The 23,674-nt window shown below is 66.8% G+C and carries 21 protein-coding genes and 1 tRNA gene; 10 read left to right on the plus strand and 12 right to left on the minus strand.

The features are described from left to right. Positions 1-2: 2 nt before the first annotated feature. The 9 genes from KK131_RS03805 to thrS all read right to left on the minus strand — a co-directional run bounded on the left by KK131_RS03805 (position 3) and on the right by thrS (position 7,794). Positions 3-79 (minus strand) — tRNA-Pro (locus KK131_RS03805). Positions 80-130: 51 nt separating this feature from the next. After that, a complete protein-coding gene (locus KK131_RS03810; protein WP_056386704.1) occupies positions 131-487 on the minus strand; it encodes a MerR family transcriptional regulator in 357 nt (118 codons plus the stop codon). Continuing rightward, positions 468-767 carry an integration host factor subunit alpha gene (gene ihfA / locus KK131_RS03815; protein WP_149364272.1) on the minus strand — a complete coding sequence of 100 codons (300 nt, stop codon included), beginning with the start codon at positions 765-767 and terminating at the stop codon, positions 468-470. Before ihfA ends, KK131_RS03810 begins: the two co-directional genes overlap by 20 nt. A gap of 1 nt (position 768) precedes the next feature. Continuing rightward, entirely contained in the window at positions 769-3,147 is a 2,379-nt protein-coding gene (gene pheT / locus KK131_RS03820; protein ID WP_214555398.1) for a phenylalanine--tRNA ligase subunit beta, read from the minus strand. A gap of 22 nt (positions 3,148-3,169) precedes the next feature. After that, complete coding sequence (pheS, locus tag KK131_RS03825) at positions 3,170-4,165, minus strand: phenylalanine--tRNA ligase subunit alpha (RefSeq protein WP_149364270.1); 996 nt, start codon at positions 4,163-4,165, stop codon at positions 3,170-3,172. 110 nt (positions 4,166-4,275) lie between these two features. After that, positions 4,276-4,635, minus strand: coding sequence for a 50S ribosomal protein L20 (rplT, locus tag KK131_RS03830; RefSeq protein ID WP_056386711.1), 360 nt, complete (start codon positions 4,633-4,635; stop codon positions 4,276-4,278). Positions 4,636-4,646: 11 nt separating this feature from the next. Continuing rightward, positions 4,647-4,844 (minus strand): 50S ribosomal protein L35, encoded by a 198-nt coding sequence (gene rpmI / locus KK131_RS03835; RefSeq protein ID WP_008213504.1) that lies wholly within the window; start codon positions 4,842-4,844, stop codon positions 4,647-4,649. A gap of 356 nt (positions 4,845-5,200) precedes the next feature. Further along, positions 5,201-5,740: a translation initiation factor IF-3 gene (gene infC, locus KK131_RS03840; RefSeq protein ID WP_214556641.1), complete on the minus strand. Its 540-nt coding sequence runs from the start codon at positions 5,738-5,740 to the stop codon at positions 5,201-5,203. A gap of 152 nt (positions 5,741-5,892) precedes the next feature. Then, positions 5,893-7,794 (minus strand): threonine--tRNA ligase, encoded by a 1,902-nt coding sequence (thrS, locus tag KK131_RS03845; RefSeq protein ID WP_214555399.1) that lies wholly within the window; start codon positions 7,792-7,794, stop codon positions 5,893-5,895. 251 nt (positions 7,795-8,045) lie between these two features. Between thrS and KK131_RS03850 the strand changes: the two genes are divergently transcribed. Further along, positions 8,046-9,053 (plus strand): NAD-dependent epimerase, encoded by a 1,008-nt coding sequence (locus KK131_RS03850; RefSeq protein ID WP_214555400.1) that lies wholly within the window; start codon positions 8,046-8,048, stop codon positions 9,051-9,053. A 65-nt stretch (positions 9,054-9,118) separates the two neighbouring features. Here the strand turns inward: KK131_RS03850 and KK131_RS03855 are convergent, their stop codons facing one another. The 3 genes from KK131_RS03855 to map form a co-directional block, all read right to left on the minus strand. Next, on the minus strand, positions 9,119-9,568 hold the full coding sequence (locus KK131_RS03855; protein ID WP_214555401.1) for a CopD family protein: 450 nt from the start codon (positions 9,566-9,568) through the stop codon (positions 9,119-9,121). Positions 9,569-9,629: 61 nt separating this feature from the next. Further along, the gene (gene glnD, locus KK131_RS03860) at positions 9,630-12,242 is read right to left on the minus strand and encodes a [protein-PII] uridylyltransferase (RefSeq protein WP_250887130.1); all 2,613 of its coding nucleotides are present in this window, start codon (positions 12,240-12,242) and stop codon (positions 9,630-9,632) included. Positions 12,243-12,409: 167 nt separating this feature from the next. Next, entirely contained in the window at positions 12,410-13,174 is a 765-nt protein-coding gene (gene map, locus KK131_RS03865; RefSeq protein ID WP_214555403.1) for a type I methionyl aminopeptidase, read from the minus strand. A 307-nt stretch (positions 13,175-13,481) separates the two neighbouring features. Here map and rpsB point away from each other — a divergent pair, with 307 nt between their 5' ends. The 9 genes from rpsB to bamA all read left to right on the plus strand — a co-directional run bounded on the left by rpsB (position 13,482) and on the right by bamA (position 23,661). Next, positions 13,482-14,354, plus strand: coding sequence for a 30S ribosomal protein S2 (gene rpsB / locus KK131_RS03870; RefSeq protein WP_214555404.1), 873 nt, complete (start codon positions 13,482-13,484; stop codon positions 14,352-14,354). A gap of 103 nt (positions 14,355-14,457) precedes the next feature. Continuing rightward, positions 14,458-15,339, plus strand: coding sequence for a translation elongation factor Ts (gene tsf / locus KK131_RS03875; RefSeq protein WP_214555405.1), 882 nt, complete (start codon positions 14,458-14,460; stop codon positions 15,337-15,339). A 198-nt stretch (positions 15,340-15,537) separates the two neighbouring features. Next, positions 15,538-16,260 carry a UMP kinase gene (gene pyrH, locus KK131_RS03880; protein WP_214555406.1) on the plus strand — a complete coding sequence of 241 codons (723 nt, stop codon included), beginning with the start codon at positions 15,538-15,540 and terminating at the stop codon, positions 16,258-16,260. 72 nt (positions 16,261-16,332) lie between these two features. Further along, positions 16,333-16,890: a ribosome recycling factor gene (gene frr, locus KK131_RS03885; RefSeq protein WP_214555407.1), complete on the plus strand. Its 558-nt coding sequence runs from the start codon at positions 16,333-16,335 to the stop codon at positions 16,888-16,890. A gap of 17 nt (positions 16,891-16,907) precedes the next feature. Continuing rightward, positions 16,908-17,648, plus strand: a complete 741-nt coding sequence (gene uppS, locus KK131_RS03890) for a polyprenyl diphosphate synthase (RefSeq protein ID WP_214555408.1) — start codon at positions 16,908-16,910, stop codon at positions 17,646-17,648. A gap of 8 nt (positions 17,649-17,656) precedes the next feature. Continuing rightward, entirely contained in the window at positions 17,657-18,475 is an 819-nt protein-coding gene (locus KK131_RS03895) for a phosphatidate cytidylyltransferase (RefSeq protein WP_214555409.1), read from the plus strand. A gap of 2 nt (positions 18,476-18,477) precedes the next feature. Next, the gene (locus KK131_RS03900) at positions 18,478-19,653 is read left to right on the plus strand and encodes a 1-deoxy-D-xylulose-5-phosphate reductoisomerase (RefSeq protein WP_214555410.1); all 1,176 of its coding nucleotides are present in this window, start codon (positions 18,478-18,480) and stop codon (positions 19,651-19,653) included. Positions 19,654-19,689: 36 nt separating this feature from the next. Then, positions 19,690-21,036 carry an RIP metalloprotease RseP gene (gene rseP / locus KK131_RS03905; RefSeq protein ID WP_214555411.1) on the plus strand — a complete coding sequence of 449 codons (1,347 nt, stop codon included), beginning with the start codon at positions 19,690-19,692 and terminating at the stop codon, positions 21,034-21,036. Positions 21,037-21,234: 198 nt separating this feature from the next. Further along, complete coding sequence (gene bamA / locus KK131_RS03910; RefSeq protein ID WP_214555412.1) at positions 21,235-23,661, plus strand: outer membrane protein assembly factor BamA; 2,427 nt, start codon at positions 21,235-21,237, stop codon at positions 23,659-23,661. The last annotated feature ends 13 nt before the right edge of the window (positions 23,662-23,674 follow it).

Here is a 23,674-nt window from a genome sequence, read left to right on the forward strand (position 1 = left end):
ATTGGTCGGGGCGGCCGGATTTGAACCGACGACCCTCTGCCCCCCAGGCAGATGCGCTACCAGGCTGCGCTACGCCCCGACTACGGCAAGCTGGCAAGTCTAGCAGCTTGTGCGGCGCGTCCGGAAGCCTTCAGCGGCGCAGCAGGGTCAGCACTTCTTCCAGTTCCATCCGCACCTGGCGCACGATCTGGTGCGAGATGCTCGCCTCCATCCGTGCCTGCGGGCCTTCCAGCCGCGCGCGCGCGCCGGTGATGGTGAAACCCTCGTCGTACAGCAGCGAGCGGATCTGGCGGATCATCAGCACGTCGTGGCGCTGGTAGTAACGGCGGTTGCCGCGGCGCTTGACCGGATTGAGCGCAGGAAACTCCTGCTCCCAGTAGCGCAGCACATGGGGCTTCACACCGCACAACTCGCCGACCTCACCGATGGTGAAGTAGCGCTTGGCCGGGATGGCAGGCAGTTCGGTGTTATTCCCTTGATCCAGCATAGCCCTCGACTCTTACCTTGAGTTTCTGTCCCGGTCGGAACGTCACCACGCGCCGGGCGGAGATTGGAATCTCCTCGCCGGTTTTCGGGTTGCGTCCTGGCCGCTGGTTCTTCAACCGCAAATCGAAATTGCCGAAACCGGACAACTTCACCTGTTCGCCGCTTTCCAGTGCTCCGCGGACCACCTCGAAGTAGGCGTCCACGAATTCCTTCGCCTCGCGCTTGTTGAGGCCCACGTCGAGGAAAAGCCGCTCGGCCATTTCCGCCTTGGTCAGCGCCATTTCACCCTCGCAGCTTTGCCTTGCATGATTGCCCCAACGCAGCTATCGCTTCATGTACGCAACGGTCCGCGTCATCGTCGGTAAGCGTGCGTGAAGCGTCCTGTAAAATCAAGCCCATAGCGAGACTTTTTCGGCCCGCTTCGACTCCTTTGCCGCTGTAACGGTCGAACAGGCGCAATTCCTTCAGCCGCTCGCCCAGCGTGTGACGAACCACCTGCTCGATCTGTGACCAGCTGACCGTTTCCGGCAGGTCCACTGCGATGTCACGGCGTACCGTGGGGAACCTCGGCACCGCCCGTGCCTGCGGCAGGCGGCGCGCCAGCAGCGGCTCCAGCGCCAGCTCCAGCACGTGCACGTCGGCGGCCAGGTCCAGTGCCTTGGCCAGCTGCGGATGCAGCGCACCGAGATAGCCCACGGTCGCGCCATCGCGCACCACCCGCGCGCCACGTCCCGGGTGCAGCCAGCCCGGCAGGCCATCGGCATGCACCGACCAGCGCTGCGGCTCGCCGCCCCAGGCGATCAAGGCATCCAGGTCGCCCTTGAGGTCATGGAAATCCAGCGCCCGCGCCGGCTCGCCCCACTGCTCGGCACGGGCATGGCCGCAGGCCACGACGGCCAGGCTCGGCGTTTCCACCGGGGGATCGCCTGCACCAAATACCCGTGCGACCTCGAACAGCCGCACCCGTTCCTGCTGGCGCGCGCGGTTGTGGCGCAACGCCTCGATCAGCCCCGGCAGCAGCGATGGCCGCATCACGGCCAGATCGGCCGACAGCGGATTGGCCAGTGGCACCAGACGCTCGGTGAAACCCCAATCCGCCAGCAGGTCGGCCGCCACGAAGGACAGATTCACCGCCTCGTAGTAGCCGCGCGCAGCCAGCTGTTCGCGCAGCGCCAGCTCGCCGATGCGCGCCTCCGGCTCGATCGCCAGGGTCAGCGCGCCGGCGGGCGTCGCGGTGGGGATGTTGTCGTAGCCGAAGATCCGCGCGACCTCCTCGATCAGGTCCTCCTCGCGCTCGATGTCGAAGCGGCTGCTCGGCGCGGTGACTTGCCAGCCGTCGGTCGTCGCTGCCACCTGCATGCCCAGCGCGGTGAAGATGCGCGCCACTTCGGCATCCGCCACCTCCACGCCGAGCACGCGCTTCAGGCGCGCGCGGCGCAAGGTCACCGCCGCCGGCACCGGCAGGTCGGCCAGGTTCTCCGCCGCCAGCACCGGCCCGGCCTTGCCGCCGACGATCGCCAGCAGCAATTCGGTGGCGCGCTCCAGCGCGCGGCGCGGCAGTTCCGGATCGACGCCTCGCTCGAAGCGGTGCGAGGCATCGGTGTGCAGGCCGAGCTTGCGTGCACGGCCCATGATCGCGGCCGGCGCGAAGTGCGCGGATTCCAGGAAAATGTTGTGCGTGGCGTCGGTGACGCGCGAGTCGAAGCCGCCCATCACGCCGGCGACCGCGAGCGGTTTCTTCTCGTCGGCGATCAGCACGAAGCCGTCATCCAGCTTCGCCTCGCTGCCGTCGAGCAGTTTCAGCGTCTCGCCGGCACGCGCATGGCGCACCACGATGTCGCCCTCGAGCGCGTCGTTGTCGAAGGCGTGCAGTGGCTGACCCAGTTCGAGCATCACGTAGTTGGTGACGTCGACGACCGCGCTGATCGGGCGCAGGCCGGCGCGGCGCAGGCGTTCGGCCAGCCACAGCGGCGTGCGCGCGGCCGGATCGATGCCCTCGACGATGCGGCCGAGATAACGCGGCGCATCCTTGCCCGCTTCCAGCCGGATGCCGCGACGTGCGGTACCGGCAACCGGCGCTGCCGCTTGTACCGGCACCTTCACCGTGCTGCCGAACAATGCGGCCACGTCGTGCGCCAGGCCGACCAGGCCGAGGCAGTCGGGCCGGTTCGGGGTGAGTTTGAGCTCGAAGCTGGCGTCGGGCAGGCCGAGGTAGTCGGCCAGCGCCTGGCCGACCGGAGCATCCACCGGCAGCTCCAGCAAACCGGAGGCGTCGGCGTCGATGCCCAGCTCCTTCGCCGAACACAGCATGCCGAACGACTCGACGCCGCGCAGCTTCGCCGCTTTGATGGAAACCCCGCCGGGAAGAGTCGCGCCGGCCGTCGCCAACGGCACCTTGATGCCGACGCGTGCGTTGGGCGCACCACAGACGATCTGCAGCAGCTCGCCCTGCCCCGCATCGACCTTGCACACCTGCAGCCGATCGGCTTGCGGGTGCTTTTCGGCAGCGACGATCTCGGCCACCACCACGCCATCCAGGCCGTCGCCAAGCGGCGTGAGTTCTTCCACTTCCAGTCCCGCCATGGTCAGCGCGTGGGCCAGTTCGGCGCGGTCGGCCTTGATCTCGACCAGCTCGCGCAGCCAGTTCTCGGAGAATTTCATGCTTGTGGATTCCTGGATGCGATCAGGCGAACTGCTTGAGGAAACGCAGGTCGTTCTCGAAGAACGCGCGCAGGTCGGACACGCCGTAGCGCAGCATGGCGAAGCGTTCCACGCCGAGGCCGAACGCGAATCCGGTGTAGCGCTCCGGGTCGATGCCGCAGTTCTTCAGCACGTTCGGATGCACCATCCCGCAGCCCAGCACTTCCAGCCAGCGGGTGGAGCCGTCCTCCGCATCCCAGCGGATGTCCACCTCGGCCGAAGGCTCGGTGAACGGGAAGTAGCTGGGGCGGAAACGCATCTCGAAATCGCGCTCGAAGAACGCGCGGATGAACTCGGCCAGGGTGCCCTTCAGATCGGCGAAGCTGGAGGTTTCGTCGACCAGCAGGCCTTCGATCTGGTGGAACATCGGCGAGTGGGTCTGGTCCGAATCGCTGCGGTAGACCTTGCCCGGCGCGATGATGCGGATTGGCGGCTGGCGGCCGGCCATGCTGCGGATCTGCACCGGCGAGGTGTGCGTGCGCAGCAGGCGGCCGTCGCCGAAGTAGAAGGTGTCGTGCATGGCGCGCGCCGGATGGTGCGGCGGGAAGTTCAGCGCCTCGAAGTTGTGCCAGTCGTCCTCGATCTCCGGGCCGTCGGCACGCTGGTAGCCGAGCCGCGCGAAGATCGACGCGATACGTTCCAGCGCGCGGGTGATCGGATGGATGCCGCCGCGCTCGCCATCGCGCCCCGGCAGGCTGATGTCGAGTTTCTCGGAGGCGAGGCGACGATCGAGCTCGGCTTGCTCCAGCACTTGCTTGCGCGCGGCCAGCGCGTCGGCGAGCCGATCCTTCACGCGGTTCACTTCGGCGCCGCGCGCCTTGCGTTCATCCGGCGCCAGTGCACCAAGCGTCTTCAGTGCGGCGGTGACGATGCCATTCTTGCCCAGCAGCCCGACGCGCAGCGCATCGAGCGCCTCCAGCGTGTCGGCCTTGTCGATATCGGCCAGCGCCTGCGCGGCGCGGCTGTCCAGGTCGTCCATCGATACGATTTCCACTTGAGGACCCCACAAAAACGAAAACGGGGAGGAGGCGTTGGCCTCCTCCCCGCTTGCTTTACATCATATCGCGCTGACGCAGAAGCGTCCGACGATCAAGCGGCCAGACTGGCCTTCGCTTTCTCGGCGATCACTTCAAACGCCTTGATGTCGTGCACGGCAATGTCAGCGAGGACCTTGCGGTCGACGGTGATGCCGGCCTTGCTCAGGCCATTGATCAGACGGCTGTAGGACAGCCCGAACATGCGCGCGGCGGCGTTGATGCGGACGATCCACAGCGCACGGAACTGGCGCTTGCGCTGCTTGCGGCCGATGTAGGCGTACTGGCCGGCCTTGATGACGGCCTGGTTGGCAACGCGGAAGACCTTGCGGCGGGCATTGTAGTAGCCCTTGGCGCGGCCGATGATTTTCTTGTGACGACGACGGGCGGTAACGCCACGCTTTACACGAGCCATGGTCTATCTCCTCACAAGTACGGCAGCATGCGAGCCACGCCCGGGGCGTCGCACGCCTTGAGGTGGTTCGGTGCACGGAGACCACGTTTGAGCTTGGTCGACTTCTTGGTCAGGATGTGCGACTTGAACGCGTGGCCGCACTTGATCTTGCCCGATGCGGTCTTGCGAAAACGCTTCGCAGCCGCCCGGTTGGTCTTGATCTTGGGCATGGTAATGCTCCTTGTATGGGGGCTCGTCCTGCGCGGACAGCCCCGGTTTCTGACTGATCTGGCGGTGGCGGCACCCCCGAAGGGATCTGGCCACGCTTTCCGTCCTGCCACGATCGGTGCACGACCCATCCAGGCGGGTCGAACCCGTAATCATACGGGTTCATAAAGCTCAACGCCAGCACGAAGTGCTGACCACTGCCTCCTCTCCCTGCGGCGACCTTGGGAGCCCCTTGCGGGCGAGAGGATTGAGGCGAGGGTGCGGGGCTTGCCGCGCAGCCCAATGGAACAGCCGCTTTCACGCGATGCGACGCGAAAGATCGTCGCCCGCAAGCGGGCTCCGACGCACTGATGGCGGCTTATTTCTTCTTGGGCCCGATCATCATGACCATCTGGCGCCCTTCCAGCCGCGGGAACGACTCGATCTGGCCGTTCTCGCCGACGTCTTCCTGGATCTTCCTGGCCAGGTTCTGGCCCAGGTCCTGGTGCGACATCTCGCGGCCGCGGAAGCGGATGGTGACCTTGACCTTGTCGCCCTCTTCCAGGAAGCGAAGCATGTTGCGCAGCTTGATCTGGTAGTCGCCCACGTCCGTCACCGGGCGGAACTTCACTTCCTTGATTTCGACCTGCTTCTGCTTCTTCTTGGCGGCCTGCGCCTTCTTCTGGGCTTCGAACTTGAACTTGCCGTAATCCATGATGCGGCAGACCGGCGGGTCGCCGTTCGGCTGGATCTCGACCAGATCCATGCCTGCTTCCTGCGCCAGGCTCAGCGCCTCGTCACGGCTGAGAATGCCAAGCTGTTCCGAGTCAGCGCCAATCACGCGCACGCGCGGCACGCGGATTTCCAGGTTACGACGATTGCCCTTGTTGTCGGTGGTAGCGATACCACGATCCTCCAGAAGTGTTTGCACAATGTCGAAGAGATGCTTTCCCGCATCTCTTCGACTCGCCGGCTCCGGCACATGTCCGGAACCGGCTCCGCCGGATCGGGCGAGCCCGATCCGCGTGCGGTGCATCCTGCACCGCTTGAATATCCATCAACGCCCGGCGCTCAGCGCCGGATTTCGGTCTCCAGCCGTTCGACGAAGCTGGCCAGCGGCATGCTGCCCAGGTCTTCGCCGGAACGGGTACGCACAGAAACGGCACCCGTTTCCCTCTCGCGATCACCGATCACGAGAAGATAAGGCACCTTCTGCAGCGTATGCTCGCGGATTTTATAGCCGACTTTCTCGTTGCGCAAATCCGATTGTACCCGGAAACCTTTGTCGACAAGGGCTTGCGTCACTTCGCGGACGTAATCGGCCTGCGCGTCGGTGATATTGAGCACCACCGCCTGCAGCGGGGCCAGCCAGGCCGGCAACAGGCCGGCGTGATGCTCGATCAGGATGCCGATGAAACGCTCCATCGAGCCCACGATGGCCCGGTGCAGCATCACCGGATGCCGCTTCTGCGAGTGCTCGTCGACGTATTCGGCGTCGAGGCGCTCGGGCATCATGAAATCGACCTGCATGGTGCCGACCTGCCAGGCGCGGCCGATCGAGTCCTTCAGGTGGTACTCGATCTTGGGCGCGTAGAACGCGCCCTCGCCGGGCAATTCCTCCCATTCCACGCCGGCGGCACGCAGCGCGCGGCGCAGCATTTCCTCGGTGCGATCCCAGAATTCGTCGGAACCGATGCGCTTGTCCGGCCGCAGCGCCAGCTTGATCGCCAGGTCGGTGAAACCGAAGTCGGCATACACCTTCATCGCCTGCCGATGGAACGCGGTGACTTCCTCCTCGACCTGCTCCGGCGTGCAGAAAATGTGGCCGTCGTCCTGGGTGAACGCCCGCACGCGCATGATGCCGTGCAGCGCGCCGGACGGCTCGTTGCGATGGCAGCCGCCGAACTCGCCGTAGCGGATCGGCAGCTCGCGATAGCTGTGCAGGCCGGTGTTGAACACCTGCACATGGCCCGGGCAGTTCATCGGCTTCAGCGCGAACGTATGCTTCTCCGACTCGGTGAAGAACATGTTCTCCTTGTAGTTGTCCCAGTGCCCGGACCTCTTCCACAGCGACACGTCCAGCACCATCGGGCAGCGCACTTCCTGGTAGCCGCTCTTCTTGTAGACGCCGCGCATGTACTGCTCGACCTGCTGCCAGATCGCCCAGCCGTTCGGGTGCCAGAACACCATGCCCGGGCTTTCCTCCTGCTGGTGGAACAGGTCGAGCTGCTTGCCGATCTTGCGGTGATCGCGCTTCTCGGCCTCCTCCAGCTGGTACAGGTAAGCCTTCAGATCCTTGTCGTTGAGCCAGGCGGTGCCGTAGATGCGGCTGAGCATCGCGTTGCTGGAATCGCCGCGCCAGTACGCGCCGGCCACCTTCATCAGCTTGAAGGAATGCAGCTTGCCGGTGTTCGGCACGTGCGGGCCGCGGCACAGGTCGGTGAACTCGCCCTGCGAGTACAGCGACAGATCTTCACTGGCCGGAATGCCCTCGATGATCTCGGCCTTGTAGCTCTCGCCCAGCCCGCGGAAGAACGCCACCGCCTCGTCGCGCGACTTCACGCTGCGCGTCACCGGCAGCTGCTCGTCGACGATCTTGTGCATCTCCGCCTCGATCTTCGGCAGGTCGTCCGGGGTGAACGGGCGCTCGTAGGCGAAGTCGTAGTAGAAGCCGTTCTCGATCACCGGACCGATCGTGACCTGTGCGCCCGGGAACAGCCGCTGCACCGCCTGGCCCATCAGGTGCGCGGTGGAGTGGCGCAGGATTTCCAGCGCCTCGGGACTCTTCTCGGTGACGATCTGCAGGCTGGCGTCGTGCTCGATCGGGAAGCTGGCGTCGACCAGCTTGCCGTCGACCTTGCCGGCCAGCGTCGCCTTGGCCAGGCCGGCGCCAATCGAGGCGGCCACGTCCTGCACGGTGACAGGATGATCGAACGGCTTCTTGCTGCCGTCGGGTAGCGTGATTTCAATCATGGAAGCTTCTCTGGAAAAGCAAAAAAGGGCATGACGCCCTTTTTTTTGTAAACGAAGGCGTGGTGGCGGTCAGTTGTGGAAGCGGGTAGTTGCCATGTCGCACACTCGGCCGGCGCAAGCGCGGGCCACCTCGGGTCTTGGACGATATCGAAACGCTAGTTTAGCCCAGATTGCCTGTCAATCCTCGCCCGACGCAGCCTTGCCGGTTGTGCCCGGGCGGTAGAATGCCCGCGATCTCCCGAGGACACTCCATGCGCATCCTGGTTACCGGCACCGCCGGCTTCATCGGCGCCGCCCTGGCGCAGCGCCTGCTGGCGCGCGGCGACACGGTCCATGGCTACGACAACCACAACAGCTACTACGATCCGGCATTGAAGGAAGCCCGCCTGGCGCGCTTCGCCGATCATCCGAACTACATCCATCAGCGCGCCGACCTGGCCGACGCCGAGGCGGTGAATCGCGCGTTCGCCACGTTCAAGCCGCAGCGCGTGGTGAACCTCGCCGCGCAGGCCGGCGTGCGCTATTCGCTGCAGAACCCGCAGGCCTACGTGTCAAGCAACCTGGTCGGCTTCGTCAACATCCTCGAGGCCTGCCGCCACGGCGGCGTGGAGCATCTGGTCTACGCCTCCTCCAGCTCGGTCTACGGCGCCAACCGCAAGCTGCCGTTCGCGGTGGAGGACGCGGTCGACCATCCGGTCAGCCTGTACGCCGCCAGCAAGAAAGCGAACGAGCTGATGGCGCATACCTACAGCCACCTGTACGGCCTGCCCAGCACCGGTCTGCGCTTCTTCACCGTGTACGGGCCGTGGGGCCGGCCGGACATGTCGCCGATGCTGTTCGCCGACCGGATCAGCCGCGGCGAGCCGATCGACGTATTCAACTTCGGCCACCACAGCCGCGACTTCACTTATATCGACGACATCGTCGAGGGGGTGATCCGCGCGCTCGACCACCCGGCCGAACCCAATCCGGCGTACGACGCCGAACGGCCGAATCCCGGCACGTCGAGCGCGCCGTACCGCGTCTACAACCTCGGCAACGACCAGCCGGTGCAGCTGCTGCGCTTCATCGAGCTGCTGGAACAGAACCTCGGGCGCACGGTCGAGAAACGCCTGCTGCCGATGCAGCCGGGCGACGTTCCCGATACCTGGGCCGACGTGTCGGCGCTGCGCCGCGACGTGGGCTACGCGCCGAACACCTCGATCGAGGATGGGGTGGCGCGCTTCGTCAAGTGGTATCGGGAGTACTACGGGAAGTGAGTGGAGAGGAGTGAGAAACGAGAGATGGCCCTGCTCGCCTCTCGCTCCTCTTTCCCGTTTCTATCCTAGAACGGCTTGGCAATCACCAGAAAGATCACGCCCAGCAACAGCAGCACCGGCAGCTCGTTGAGCCAGCGCAGCGTGCGCGAGGACGGCAGCGCACCACCTTTCTCGCTGCGCTTGAGCACGCGCCCGGCCCAGATGAAGTAGGCCAGCAACACGGCGACCAGGGTCAGCTTGGCGTCGATCCAGTGCGTACCGGCGGTGACGTTCGGCAACGCCCGCGGAAATACCCGCCAGCCTTGCCACAGGGCCAACCCGAACAGGAACGCGATGCCGAACATGTTGTGGCCGAACTTGTACAGCCGCCGCCCCATCAACTGCAGCCGAACCAGCACCGCCGGCTCATGCGCCGCTTCGGCCAGGTTCACCAGGATCCGCGGCAGGTAGAACACCGTGGCCATCCAGGCAATGACGAACAACAGGTGCAGCGACTTGATCAGCAGATAGGTCATGGCAAGGACGCGTGGCCGCTGCGACGCGCAGCACTCGCGATGATAGCGCGGGGATCGCCGGTCAATCCCGCGCCGGCCCGATGCGCTCCAGCAGTGCATGCAGCAGGCGGTCCTGCTGGGCCGCATCGAGCGGCGCATCGTGGCGGTTGGTGATCTGGAAGAAATCCTCCACCCGCTCGCCGAAGGTGGCGATGCGCGCGTCGTGCACGCGCACCCCGGTGGCCAGCATCACCTGGGCCACCGCGGCCAGCAAGCCGGGACGATCGGTGCCGACCAGGGCCAGCTGGGTGCGGTCGCCGGCGGCGTGGAAGCTGATCTTCGGGGTCATCTGGAAGTGTTTCTGGTGGCGCGACATGCCGCGCTTGCTCGGCTGCACGCCGGCGGATTGCGCCAGGGCGCGCTGCAGCCGCTGCTGCAGTTCCTCCGCACGCGCCGCGCTGACCGGCTGCTGGCTGTCTGCGTCGAGCAGCAGGAAGGTGTCCAGCGCCATCCCGGTTGGCGAGCTGAGGATGCGCGACTCCATCACCGAGAAGCGCAGCCGGTCCAGCACTGCGGTGACGGTGGCGAACAGGCCGTCGCGATCGGGCGTGTAGACGAACAGCTCGGTGCTGCCGCGCACCGACAGCGGATGCACCGCCACCAGCGGCAGCGCCCCCTGCGCGCGCAGGATCGCCGTGGTCTGCCAGGCGATCTGTTCGGGCCGATGACGCAGGAAGCTGAGCTGGGGAAAGTCGGCCCACACGCGCATCACGTCGGCCTCGGCATGGCCCTCGTTCAACAGCAGCGCCAGCGCATATTCGGAACACTCGTGCACGCGCACGCCGATGTCGCGCGGCAGTTCCACGTCGCTGCGCAAGGCATAGCGGGTGCTGGTGTACAAGTCCGCCAGCAAGCGGTCTTTCCAGCCGTTCCACAGCCGCGGACTGGTGCCGATGATGTCGGCGATGGTCAGCAGGTACAGCTGGCCGAGCCGCTCGCGATTGCCGACGACTTCCGCAAACCGGTGCACCACGTCCGGATCGGTGATGTCCTGGCGCTGCGCCGTGGTGCTCATCAGCAGGTGCCAGCGCACCAGCCAGGCCACCCGCTCGACATCGCCGGGCGGCAAGCCGAGCCGGGTGCAGAAGGCGCGCGCGTCCTGCTCGCCCAGTACCGAGTGGTCGCCGCCGCGGCCCTTGGCGATGTCGTGGAACAGTCCCGCCAGCAGCAGCACCTCGGGTACCGGCAGGCCGGCCCAGATTTCGCAACCCAGCGGAAACTCGCGCTGCGCCGACGGGTCGGCGAAGCGCGCCAGGTTGCGCAGCACGCGCAAGGTGTGTTCGTCGACCGTGTAGACGTGGAACAGGTCGTACTGCATGCGCCCGAACACCTTGCCGAACGCAGGCAGGATCGCCGCCAGCAGGCCGTGCCGGTTCATCCGCCACAGCGCCTCCACCGCCGGCGCACCACGCCGCAGCAGTTGCAGAAAGACGGCCAGCACCTCGCGCTCGTCGGCCAGCGCATCGCCATGGGCGGCGGTGGCCTGGTGGATGCGGCGCATGGTGTCGGCGCTGAAACCGAGCACGCCGGGCTGGTCCATGCGGGCGATGAAGATCTCCACCAGGGCCGCCGGCCGGCGCATGAAAAGCTGCGGGTCACGCGCCGCCAGACGCTTGCCGTAGCGGATGAAATCGACACCCACGGGCACCGCTTCGTCCGGCAGTTCCAGCATCTCCTCGAAGCGCTCGGCCACCTGCACGCCGAGCCGCTCGACCTGGCTGGCGGCGCGGTAATAGCCCTGCATGAACTGCTCGACGCCGAGGTTCTTCTCGTGCTCGTCCTCGAAGCCCAGCCGCGCGGCCAGCGCCCGCTGGTAGTCGAACAGCAGCCGTTCCTCGGCCCGGCCCGCCTCCAGGTGCAACGCGTAGCGGTAGCGGCGCAGGACGGCTTCGGACTGCTCCAGCGCGGCTTGTTCGGCGGGATCGAGCAAGCCCTCGACCACCATGTCGGGCAAGTCGTTCGCATGCGCCAGCCGCCGCCCCATCCAGCGCAGCGAATCGAGCGTGCGCAGGCCGCCCGGCCCGTCCTTGAGGTTCGGTTCGAGGTTGTAGGCGGTGTCGTCGAAGCGGGCATGCCGCGCATTGCGCTCGGCCAGCCGGGCAGCCAGGTATGCCTGCGGCGGCCACAGCGCCGGGTCCTCGACGATGGCCCGCAGCCGCGCATCGAACGCCGGATCGCCGGCCAGCCGCTGTGCGTCCAGCAGGCTGGTGAACACGCTGGCGTCCTGCGCGGCCAGCGCGCGGCACTGCGCGGGATCGCGCACTGCATGGCCGACCTTCAGGCCGACGTCCCACAGCGTGGCGAAGAACTGCTCCAGCGCGCGCAGGCGCGCCGGTTCCGGCGCCTGCACCAGGGCCAGCAGGTCCACGTCCGAGTACGGAAACAGCAGGCCACGGCCGAAGCCGCCGACCGCGAACAGCGCCGCTCCGGTCACCTCGCCGAGGCAGGCCATCCATACGTGCGCCACGATGCGCGCCACCGACTCGCCCCGGCGCCGCGCCAGCGCGCTGGCGTCGGCGCCATCGCGAAACGCGGTGGCCAGCGCGCGGTCGACGTCGCCCAGCAACTGCCGCAAGGCCTGCCGCGCCTCGGCCGAAACGCCCGAGCGCGGCACGGCGGACGGTAGGCGCGGCATGGGCGGAAGCACGACGCTCATTGGCGGGGCCCGGGACAGCGGAGAAGGATCACCAGTCTGCCACGCCGCACCGGGCAGATGCCGTACCCTGGCGGCAACACCGCTCTTCCGAATCCCGAATCCCTACTCCCGGCTTTCAACAGACGAACGTCTGGTCATCCCGGCTCTCAGGCATCCGGCCAGGGCGTGAGGATCTCGAAACCGTCGTCGGTCACCGCCAGCGTGTGCTCCCATTGCGCCGACAGCGAGTGGTCCTTGGTCACCACGGTCCAGCCGTCCGGCAGCTGGCGGGTCTGCGGTTTGCCGGCGTTGATCATCGGCTCGACGGTGAAGGTCATGCCCTTCTTCAGTTCGATGCCGGTGCCGGGCTTGCCGTAGTGCAGCACCTGCGGCTCGTCGTGGTAGACCTTGCCGATGCCGTGCCCGCAATACTCGCGCACCACCGAGAAACCGGCCGCCTCGGCATGCTGCTGGATCGCATGGCCGACATCGCCCAGCGTGGCGCCCGGGCGTACCGCCTGGATGCCGCGCATCATGGCCTCGAAGGTGGTGTCGACCAGCCGCCTGGCCAGCACCGACGGGGTGCCGGCGATGTACATGCGGCTGGTGTCGCCGTGCCAGCCGTCCTTGATCACGGTAACGTCGAGGTTGACGATGTCGCCGTCCCTGAGCACCTTGCCCTCGTTCGGGATGCCATGGCAGATCACGTGGTTGACCGAGGTGCACAGGGTCTTGGGGAAGCCGTGGTAGCCGACGTTGGCGGGGATCGCCTTCTGCACGTTGACGATGTGCTCGTAGGCGCGCCGGTCCAGCTCCTCGGTGGTGACGCCGGGCTTGACGTACTCCTTGAGCATCGCCAGCACTTCGGCCGCCAGCTTGCCGGCGACGCGCATGCCTTCGAGGTCTTCGGGGGATTTCAGGGTAATGGCCATGTGTTCCACTCATATGGCGGCAGAAGTCCTTGAAATCCAGCAACTTGCCGCGCCGCCGGCATACCGGCTACAATTTCGGAGTTTTGCAGGGCTGACGTGTCCGTTTCGTGGTCGGCCGGCGCAAAGCGAACCGGGATTGTAACCCGCAGCGGTACAACACCCAAACCAACGCCACACACGCATCGGCACCGCCTTCGGGGTGCTGCGGCACGCCCACCAAAAATCGGGCCAGTCGCGGTCGAAGCCGGGGATGCGTGGAGGTCCCAACCCCCGGGCTCGTCGAGCCCATACAATTCGGAGTTACACCATGGCCCAAGTCACCATGCGCCAGATGCTCGAAGCGGGCGTCCATTTCGGTCACCAGACCCGTTACTGGAACCCCAAGATGGCCCCGTACATCTTCGGCGCCCGCGGCAAGATCCACATCATCAACCTCGAAAAGACCCTGCCGCTGTTCACCGACGCGATGAACTTCCTGTCGGGCCTGGCGCAGAAGCGCGGCACCATCCTGTTCGTCGGCACCAAGCGTTCGGCCCGCGAGCCGCTGGCTGAGGAAGCTGCGCGCGCCGGCATGCCGTTCGTCACCTCGCGCTGGCTCGGCGGCATGCTGACCAACTTCCGCACCGTGAAGCAGTCCGTTTCGCGCCTGAAGGAACTGGAAGCGGCCGAGACCGACGGTTCGTTCGACAAGCTGGTCAAGCACGAAGTGCTGGCCCGCCGCCGCGAGCGCGAGAAGCTGCAGGCCTCGCTGGGCGGCATCAAGGACATGAACCGCCTGCCTGATGCCTTGTTCGTGATCGACATCGGCCACGAAGACATCGCCGTGCAGGAAGCCAAGAAGCTCGGCATTCCGGTGATCGCCGTGGTCGACACCAACTACAACCCGGAACTGGTCGACTACGCGATCCCGGGCAACGACGACGCGATCCGCGCGATCCAGCTGTACGCCCGTGCCGCCGCCGACTCGATCCTCGAAGGCAAGGCTGCCGCGCCGGCCGCCGCCCAGGGCGACGCGAACGACTTCGTCGAGCTGGACGAGGAAGGCAACCCGGTCGCCAAGATCGATCGCAAGCCGGCCCCGCGCCGCGACGCCGCCCCGCGCAAGAGCGCCCCGCGCCGCGACGGCGGCCGTGACGGCGGCCGCGGCCCGCGCAACGACGGCGCGCCTGCCGCCAAGTAAGCGCGACGACGGCGGACGTTCACCGCCGCCGTCGCATCCGCACGCGATAACCGCGCCGTAGCCACGAGTGGCTGCGGCGCATTCAAGCATTAGAGGATTACCGATGAGCAATATTTCCGCACAACTGGTCAAGGAGCTGCGCGAGCGGTCCGGCGCCGGCATGATGGAATGCAAGAAGGCGCTGGTCGAGAACAACGGCGACATCGACGCCGCGATGGAATGGCTGCGCAAGTCCGGCCTGGCCAAGGCTGACAAGAAGGCCAGCCGCGTCGCCGCCGAAGGCCGCATCGTGGCCGCCCAGGCCGCCGGCAAGGCCGTGCTGGTCGAGATCAACTGCGAGACCGACTTCGTCGCCAAGGACGCCAGCTTCCTGAAGTTCAGCGACACCGTCGCCGACGTCGCGCTGAACTCCGGCGCCGCCGACGTCGACGCGCTGAAGGCTGCCGCCTATCCGGGCGCCAGCAACGTCGAGGAAGCCGCCAAGGCGCTGATCGCCACCATCGGCGAGAAGATCGACGTGCGCCGCATGGCCCGCGTCGAGAGCGACGGCGTGATCGGCAGCTACATCCACGGCGGCCGCATCGGCGTGCTGGTGGCGCTCAAGGGCGGCTCCGAGGAGCTGGCCAAGGGCATCGCGATGCACGTGGCGGCGATGAACCCGGCACACATCCGCGCCGAAGACGTGCCGGCCGAATTCCTGGCCAAGGAAAAAGAGATCGCGCTGAGCCTGATGTCCGACAAGGAAAAGGCCAAGCCGGCCGAGATCCTGGAGAAGATCATCGCCGGCAAGATCCACAAGATCGTGTCCGAAGTGACCCTGCTCGGCCAGCCCTACGTGCTGGACACCAACGTGACCGTGGCCGAGGCGCTGAAGAAGGAAGGCGCCGACGTCGTCTCGGTGGCCCGCCTGGCCGTCGGCGAAGGCATCGAGAAGGTGGAAGAGGATTTCGCCGCCGAAGTGATGAAGCAGGCCGGTCTGAGGTAATAACTGGCAAACCGGCCCGTGGCCGGACTGTTCAGAAAAGGCAGCGCTTCGAATCAAGGGCCGCGGGAAACCGCGGCCCTTTTCATTTCCGCGGTTGCCGGGAGCCTGGCGGCACGCACCCTCGTTTCTCACTCCTCGTCCCCGACCACTGCTCTCCGCTACAATGCGCCGGTTTGCCCCACACAATCCGGAGAATCCATGAGCGACCAGCCCAAGTACCGCCGCATCCTGCTCAAGCTCTCCGGTGAAGCACTGATGGGCGAGGCCGATTACGGCATCGACCCGAAGGTGATCGGCCGGCTCGCCGACGAGATCATCGAGGTGCAGAAGGCCGGCGTGCAGATCGGCATCGTGATCGGCGGCGGCAACATCTTCCGCGGCGCCGGCCTCGCCGCCGCCGGCATGGACCGGGTCACCGGCGATCACATGGGCATGCTGGCCACCGTGATGAACGCGCTGGCGATGCAGGACGCGATCGAGAAACGCGGCGGCTTCGCGCGCGTGACCAGCGCGATCCAGATCCACGACGTGGCCGAGGATTACATCCGCCGCCGCGCGATCCGCCACATCGAGAAGGGCCGCATCGTGCTGTTCGCCGCCGGCACCGGCAACCCGTTCTTCACCACCGATTCGGCCGCCGCGCTGCGTGCGGTGGAGATCGGCGCCGACCTGCTGCTGAAGGCGACCAAGGTCGACGGCGTGTACACCGCCGACCCGGCCAAGCACGCCGACGCCACCCGCTACGACCGGCTCGGCTACGACGACGTGATCGAGCGCAAGCTGGAGGTGATGGACACCGCCGCGATCGCGCTGTGCCGCGACCAGCAGATGCCGCTGCGCATCTACGACATGACCGCGCCGGGCAACCTGATGCGGATCATGCGCGGCGAGTCGATCGGCACCCTGGTCGACGGCGGCTGACCGCGCCGCAGCAAGCCCCGTTCCCTGCCGCTGCTATAATCGAACGTTGCCAGATTCACCGGGAAGCGCCACATGCTCAACGACATCAAGAACGACGCCCAGACCCGCATGGGCAAGAGCATCGAATCACTCAAGCACGACCTCACCCGCATCCGCACCGGCCGTGCCAGCACGGCGCTGGTGGACGGCATCAAGGTCGCCTACTACGGCTCGGACATGCCGCTGACCCAGGTCGCCTCGGTGTCGCTGTCCGACGCGCGCACGATCATCATCACGCCGTGGGAAAAGGCCATGGTGGCGCCGATCGAGAAGGCGCTGATGGCCTCCGACCTGGGCATCACGCCGACCACCGCCGGCACCGTGATCCGCCTGAACATGCCCGCGCTCACCGAGGAGCGCCGCAAGGAACTGGCCAGGCACGTCGGCCACGAGGGCGAGAACGCCAAGATCGCGATCCGCAACGTGCGCCGCGACGCCCTGCAGCAGGTCAAGGACCTGCTCAAGGAAAAGCTGATCACCGAGGACGACGACCGCCGCATCGACGACGAGATCCAGAAGCTCACCGATCGCGCAGTGAAGGACGTCGACGCCGTGGTCAAGGCGAAGGAAGAGGAGCTGATGGCGCTCTGAGCGCCGTCGTTTCCATCATGTCCGGCGCCGAAGCCGCCAAGGTTCCGCGCCACATCGCCATCGTGATGGACGGCAACGGCCGCTGGGCCAAGGCTCGTCACCGTCCGCGCAGCTTCGGCCACAACGCCGGCCGCAAGGCCGTGCGCGAAGTGATCGAGGCGTGCCTGCGCGAGGGCGTGCAGGCGCTGACCCTGTTCGCCTTCTCCAGCGAGAACTGGCAGCGCCCGCAGGAAGAAGTCGGCGCGCTGATGGGTCTGTTCGTGCGCGCGCTGGACAAGGAAGTGGACGAACTGCATGGCCACGGCGTGCGCCTGCGTTTCATCGGCGATCTGGCCGCGTTCGACGAGGCGTTGCGTGAGCGCATGCAGGCCGCGATGACCCGCACCGCCGGCAACGACAAGCTGCAGGTGAACATCGCGGTGAGCTACGGCGGCCGCTGGGACATCGTGCAGGCCAGCCGCCAGGCCGCCGCCGCGGTGGCGCGCGGCGAGCTGCGCGCGGACCAGATCGACGAGGCCCGGCTTGGCCAGTGGATGAGCCTGGCCGAACTGCCGCCGCTGGACCTGTTCATCCGTACCGGCGGCGAGTGCCGCATCAGCAACTTCCTGTTGTGGCAGGTCGCGTACGCCGAACTGTACTTTACCGATACCTTGTGGCCCGATTTCGACCAGGCCTGCCTGCGTCGGGCCATCGAAGACTATGCCCGCCGGGAGCGCCGTTACGGCCGCACCGGCGAGCAGGTCGCCACCACTTCCTGAGGATTTCCATGCTGCTTCAGCGCATTCTCACCGCCCTGGTGCTCGCGCCGCTGGCGATCCTGATCATCCTGCTGCCGCCGACCGGCATCTTCGCGACCATCGTTGCGCTGGCGTTCCTGGCCGCCTGGTGGGAATGGGCCGAGCTGAGCGGCCTGAACAGCCGCCCATGGCGCATCACCCTGCTCGTCGTGGCGGCGGCCGCGTTCGCCTTGCTGTGGCACGCCCATGCCACGCTGCTGACCCCGCTGCTGCTGGCGGCCGGCATAGCCTGGTGGCTGCTGGCCTGCCTGTGGCTGCGCCATTTCGCGTTCGCCGCGGCGCCGACCCGCGAGAACCTCGCGCTGAAGCTGCTCGCCGGCGCGTTCGTGATCTTCCCGACCTGGGTCGCCCTGGTCAGCATCCACGCCCGCGCGCCGCACGGCCACTGGTGGACCCTGCTCGCGCTGGTGATCGTGTGGGCGTCCGACATCGGCGCGTATTTCAGCGGCCGTACATTCGGCAAGCGCAAGCTGGCACCGCAGATCAGCCCCGGCAAAACCTGGGCCGGCGCGTACGGCGCGATGGTGGCCGGCGTGCTGGTCGCCGAGGCCGGCGGCTGGCTGCTCGGCGTGCGCGGCGCCGCGCTGCTGGCGCTGGCGCTGCTGGCCGCGATGACGGTGGCGGTGTCGATCGTCGGCGACCTGATCGAGAGCCTGATGAAGCGGCATGCCCAGGTGAAGGATTCGGGCACCATTTTCCCCGGCCATGGCGGCCTGATGGACCGGCTGGACAGCGTGTTCGCCGCGCTGCCGGTGTTCGCCGCCGGCCTGCTCTTGCTGGACATCTGAAGATGCGCAACATCGCCGTTCTCGGCGCCACCGGTTCGATCGGCGGCAATACGCTTGACGTCATCGCGCGTCACCCGGAGCGCTTTCGCGCCAGCGTGCTGACGGCGCATCGCCAGGTCGAGGCGCTGGCGGCCCTGTGCGTGCGGCATCGGCCGGACCTGGCGGTGATCGCCGACCCGGCGCTGGAAGCGGACCTGTCGCGCCGGCTGGCTGCCGCCGGCGTGCGCTGCGAAGTGGCCAGCGGCCACGCCGCACTGACCGCAGCCGCCGCCGGCAACCTGTGCGACACCGTGGTCGCCGCGATCGTCGGCGCCGCCGGGCTGGAATCCACGCTGGCCGCCGCGCGCGCCGGCAAGCGCCTGCTGCTGGCGAACAAGGAATCCATCGTGATGGCCGGCCCGCTGCTGCTGGAAGCGGTCGCCGCCGGTGGCGGCGCGCTGATCCCGGTCGATTCCGAACACAATGCGATCTTCCAGTGCCTGCCGGGCGGGCGCCCCGACCTGCGCCGCAGCGGCGTGCGCCGGCTGATCCTGACCGCTTCCGGCGGCCCGTTCCGCGGACGCACGCGCGCCGAGCTGGCCGACATCACGCCGGACCAGGCCTGCAAGCATCCGAACTGGGTGATGGGCCGCAAGATCTCGGTCGATTCGGCCACCCTGATGAACAAGGGACTGGAGGTGATCGAGGCGCACCACCTGTTCGGCGCGCCGGCCGCGGCGATCGACGTGGTGGTGCACCCGCAGAGCCTGGTGCACTCGATGGTCGAGTACGTCGACGGCTCGGTGCTGGCCCAGCTCGGCAACCCGGACATGCGCACCGCGATCGCGCACGCGCTGGCGTGGCCGGAGCGGGTCGAATCCGGCGTACCGTCGCTGGACCTGGCCGCCTGCGCTCCGCTGCAGTTCGAGCCGCCGGACCTGGTCACCTTCCGTTGCCTGGCGCTGGCGTTCCAGGCACTGCGTGCCGGCGGCGACGCCCCGGCCGTGCTGAACGCCGCCAACGAGGCGGCGGTGGAAGCGTTCCTGGCCGGCGCGCTGCCGTTCCTGTCGATCGCCGACGTGGTCGAGGCGGTGCTTGCGGAACTGCCGGCGCAAGCCGTGGTCGATGTTGAAACCCTTTGTGAACGCGACCGCACGGCCCGGGAGGCGGCTCGCCGCGTTCTGCGCAATGCTTGCTGATATTCTTGCTTCGATGACTTTTCGCCACGGTACTTGATGACTTCCTTCTTCGGCTCGGTGTTCTGGTTGCTGGTCACGCTCGGCGTGCTGGTGACCTTCCATGAATTCGGCCACTACTGGGTCGCGCGCCGTTGTGGGGTCAAGGTGCTGCGCTTCTCGGTCGGCTTCGGCAACGCGATCTGGAAACGCATCGGCCGCGACGGCACCGAGTACCAGATCGCCGCGATCCCGCTGGGCGGCTACGTCAAGATGCTGGACGCGCGCGAGGGCGAGGTCGACCCCGCGCTGCGCGAGCAGGAATTCACCGGCAAATCGGTGTGGAAGCGCATCGCCATCGTCGCCGCCGGGCCGGGTTTCAACCTGATCTTCACCATCGTCGCGTTCTGGCTGATGTTCATGCTGGGCCGCCCGGACGTGGCGCCGGTGGTGACCGCGGCGCCGCAGAGCCTCGCCGCCAGCGCCGGCATCCAGCCGGGCGACCGCATCCTCAGCATCGATGGCCGCACCGTCACCACCTGGACCGATTCGATGGACGTGGTGGCCAACGCCCTGCTCGGGCGCGCGCCGCTGCCGCTCACCGTGCGCGGCCAGGATGGGCGATCGCGCGAGCTGGTGCTGCCGCTGGACGAATTGCCGCCGGGCCAGGACGTGGGCCAGTACCTGGGCAAGCTCGGCCTGAAGCTGGCGCCGCCGCCGGCAATCGCCGCCACCGTGATGCCCGGCCAGCCGGCCGCGCTGGCCGGCATGCAGGGCGGCGACCGCATCGTCAGCGTCAACGGCCAGCCGGTGAGCGACTTCATCGCGTTCGGCAAGCTGGTGCAGGCCGAAGCCGTCAAGTCGCCCAGACTGGCGATCGGCATCGAACGCGCGGGCCGGCCGCAGCAGCTCGACGTCACCGCCAAGTGGGAATCGCTGGAAGGCCAGCCGCAGAAATGGGTGATGGGCGTCGGCGCCCCGCCGGCCGAAACGGCCACCGTGAGTTACGGCCCGGTCAAGGCGCTGGCCGCTTCGTTCGGCACCACATGGCGCAACACCACGCAGACCTTCAGCATGCTCGGCAAGATGCTGACCGGCGAGGCCTCGACCCGGAACCTGTCCGGCGTCATCGGCATCGCCGAAGTGGCGAACGCCTCGGCCAGCATGGGCCTGCCCTGGTTCCTGCAGTTCCTGGCGCTGGTGTCGCTGAGCCTGGCGATCCTCAACCTGCTGCCGATCCCGGTCCTGGATGGCGGACACCTGCTGTATTATCTTGTGGAGTTGATCAAGGGCAGCCCGGTCAGCGAGCAGGCGATGGTCGTGGGCCAGTACATCGGCCTGGCGTTGCTGTTCACCCTTATGGGGCTGGCGTTCTACAACGATATCCACCGCATGCTGCTGTCGTGATGCCGATGCCCGGCGACTGCAGCATGCCGACGACACGCCTGCCTGCGCCAGCCGCAGCATGGCGCGGCGGCGTGTCAACCCGTGCACTCCCCTGGTGGGGTGCGGATTCCCTTTCGAGGCAGGGCCTGTCCCTGCCTCATGCGTTGATCGGGGCGGCTGCGCTGGCCGCTCCATCGAAATAACCCAACGGAACCGACGATGAAGCGTATCGCCGCGCTGATTTTGCTTGCCTCCCTCTCCGCCAATGCGTTCGCGTTCGACCCGTTCGTGGTGACGGACATCCGCATCGACGGCCTCAGCCGGATTTCCGCCGGCACCGTGTACAACTACCTGCCGATCAACAAGGGCGACCAGTTGACCAACGACGGGGCCCAGCGGGCCATCCGCGCGCTGTACCGGACCAAGTTCTTCAGCGACGTCGAGTTCGACCGCGAAGGCAGCATCCTGGTGATCAAGGTGGTCGAACGGCCCTCGATCGCCAAGCTGACCCTGCGCGGCAACAAGGACATCAAGACCGACGACCTGAAGAAGGGCCTGAAGGAAATCGGCCTCACCGAAGGCGAGACCTTCGACCGCCTGGCGCTGGACAACGTGCAGCAGGAACTGATCCGGCAGTACTACAACCGCGGCAAGTACAACGTGTCGGTCGACCCGCACGTGACCCGGCTGGACCGCAACCGCGTCGCCGTCGAGATCGAGATCCGCGAAGGCAAGGCGGCCAAGATCAAGGAACTGAACATCCTCGGCAACCACGCGTTCACCGACAAGCAGATCCGCGACGGCTTCGAATCGGACACCACCAACTGGATGTCGTGGTATTCGAAGGACGACCAGTATTCGCGCGAGAAGCTCTCCGGCGACCTGGAGAAGCTGCAGTCCTACTACATGGATCGCGGCTACGCCGATTTCGGCGTCGACTCCACCCAGGTGGCCATTGCGCCGGACAAGCGCGCGATGTACATCGACGCCAGCATCAAGGAAGGCGAGATCTACAAGGTCGCCGACGTCAAGCTGCTCGGCGAGCTGATCCTGCCGGAGAAGACCATGCGCCAGCTGGTCTTCGTCAAGGCCGGCGAAACCTTCAACCGCGCCGCGGTCGAAGCCAGCAGCAAGGCGATCAAGGCGGTGCTGGCCAATATCGGCTACGCCTACGCCAAGGTCACCCCGATCCCGAAGCTGGACAAGGAAAAGCGCACGGTCGACCTGACCCTGTACGTCGAGCCCGGCCAGCGCGTATACGTGCGGCGGGTGGTGTTCCAGGGCAACACGCGCACCGAGGACGGCGTGCTGCGCCGCGAGATGCGCCAGCTCGAAGGCTCCTGGTACTCGCAGGCGGCGATCGACCGCTCCAAGGTCCGTCTGCAGCGGCTGGGCTATTTCAAGACGGTCGACATCGACAAGAAGCTGGTACCGGGCACCCAGGACAAGGTCGATGTCACGGTCAAGGTCGAGGAGCAGTCCGCCGGCAGCATGCAGTTCGGCATCGGCTATTCGCAGTACTCCGGCATCATCCTGAATGCCTCGGTGTCGCAGAACAACCTGTTCGGCAGCGGCGACAGCTTCTCGATCAGCGGTGAGCGCAGCACCTACTACACCCGCCTCGGCCTCAACTACTACAACCCCTACCTGACCGACAGCGGCATCGGCATCGGCTACAGCGCCTCGTACTCGAAGACCGACTACGGCAATACCGATTTCGCGAACTACGCCACCAGCGCGAAGAGTTTCTCCACCTACCTCGGCATCCCGATCAGCGAGACCGACGGCCTGCGCGTGGGCCTGGGCATCAGCAGCAACAAGGTCAACCTGTTCCCGGGCTACAGCCCGCTGGTGCTGATCGACTACCAGAACGAGATCGGCAACAAGACCATCCACACCTGGACCGGCACGCTGGGCTGGAACCACGACACCCGCAACGGCTACTGGGCGCCGACCCGCGGCGGCCTGCTCTCGGCCTCGACCGACGTCGCCCTGCCCGGCTCGACCGTGCAGTACTGGAAGCTCTCTACCGAGGCGAACCACTACTGGCCGATCGGCAAGGGTTTCGTGCTGTATCTGGATGGCCGGGTCGAATACGGCAAGACCTACGGCAAGAACGGCATCAGCGACGAGGCTTACGATCAACTGGCGGCGGCCAGCAAGGCCGACAACCCCAGCCAGAGCCACATCATCACCGACATGCGCCAGGACCTGCCGTTCTGGCAGAACTCCTACGCCGGCGGCGTGCGCGACGTGCGCGGCTTCCAGGACAACACGCTGGGGCCGCGGGTCTGCATCGACGGCAGCACTCCCAACGCGGGCGGCATGTGCAACAACGGCGCGTATTACGCGCAGCCCATCGGCGGCGCGTTCAAGGTGCTCGGCACCGCGCAGGTGTTCCTGCCGCTGCCGTTCCTGAAGGACGTCAACACCGCGCGCGTGTCCTGGTTCATGGACGTCGGCAACGTCTACAAGGATTACAAGAGCTTCGATGCTTCCGAGCTGCGCGCGTCCACCGGCATCTCGCTGCAGTGGCAGGCGCCGATCGGCCCGCTGATCATCAGCCTCGCCGTGCCATTCCGCTCGAAGGACGCGGACCGCCACTACGAGGAGCGCATCCAGTTCACCTTCGGCAGCCAGTTCTGACCTGATCCGGAGA

This window comes from Rhodanobacter sp. LX-99 (genome assembly GCF_018599185.1).
Taxonomy (GTDB): domain Bacteria; phylum Pseudomonadota; class Gammaproteobacteria; order Xanthomonadales; family Rhodanobacteraceae; genus Rhodanobacter.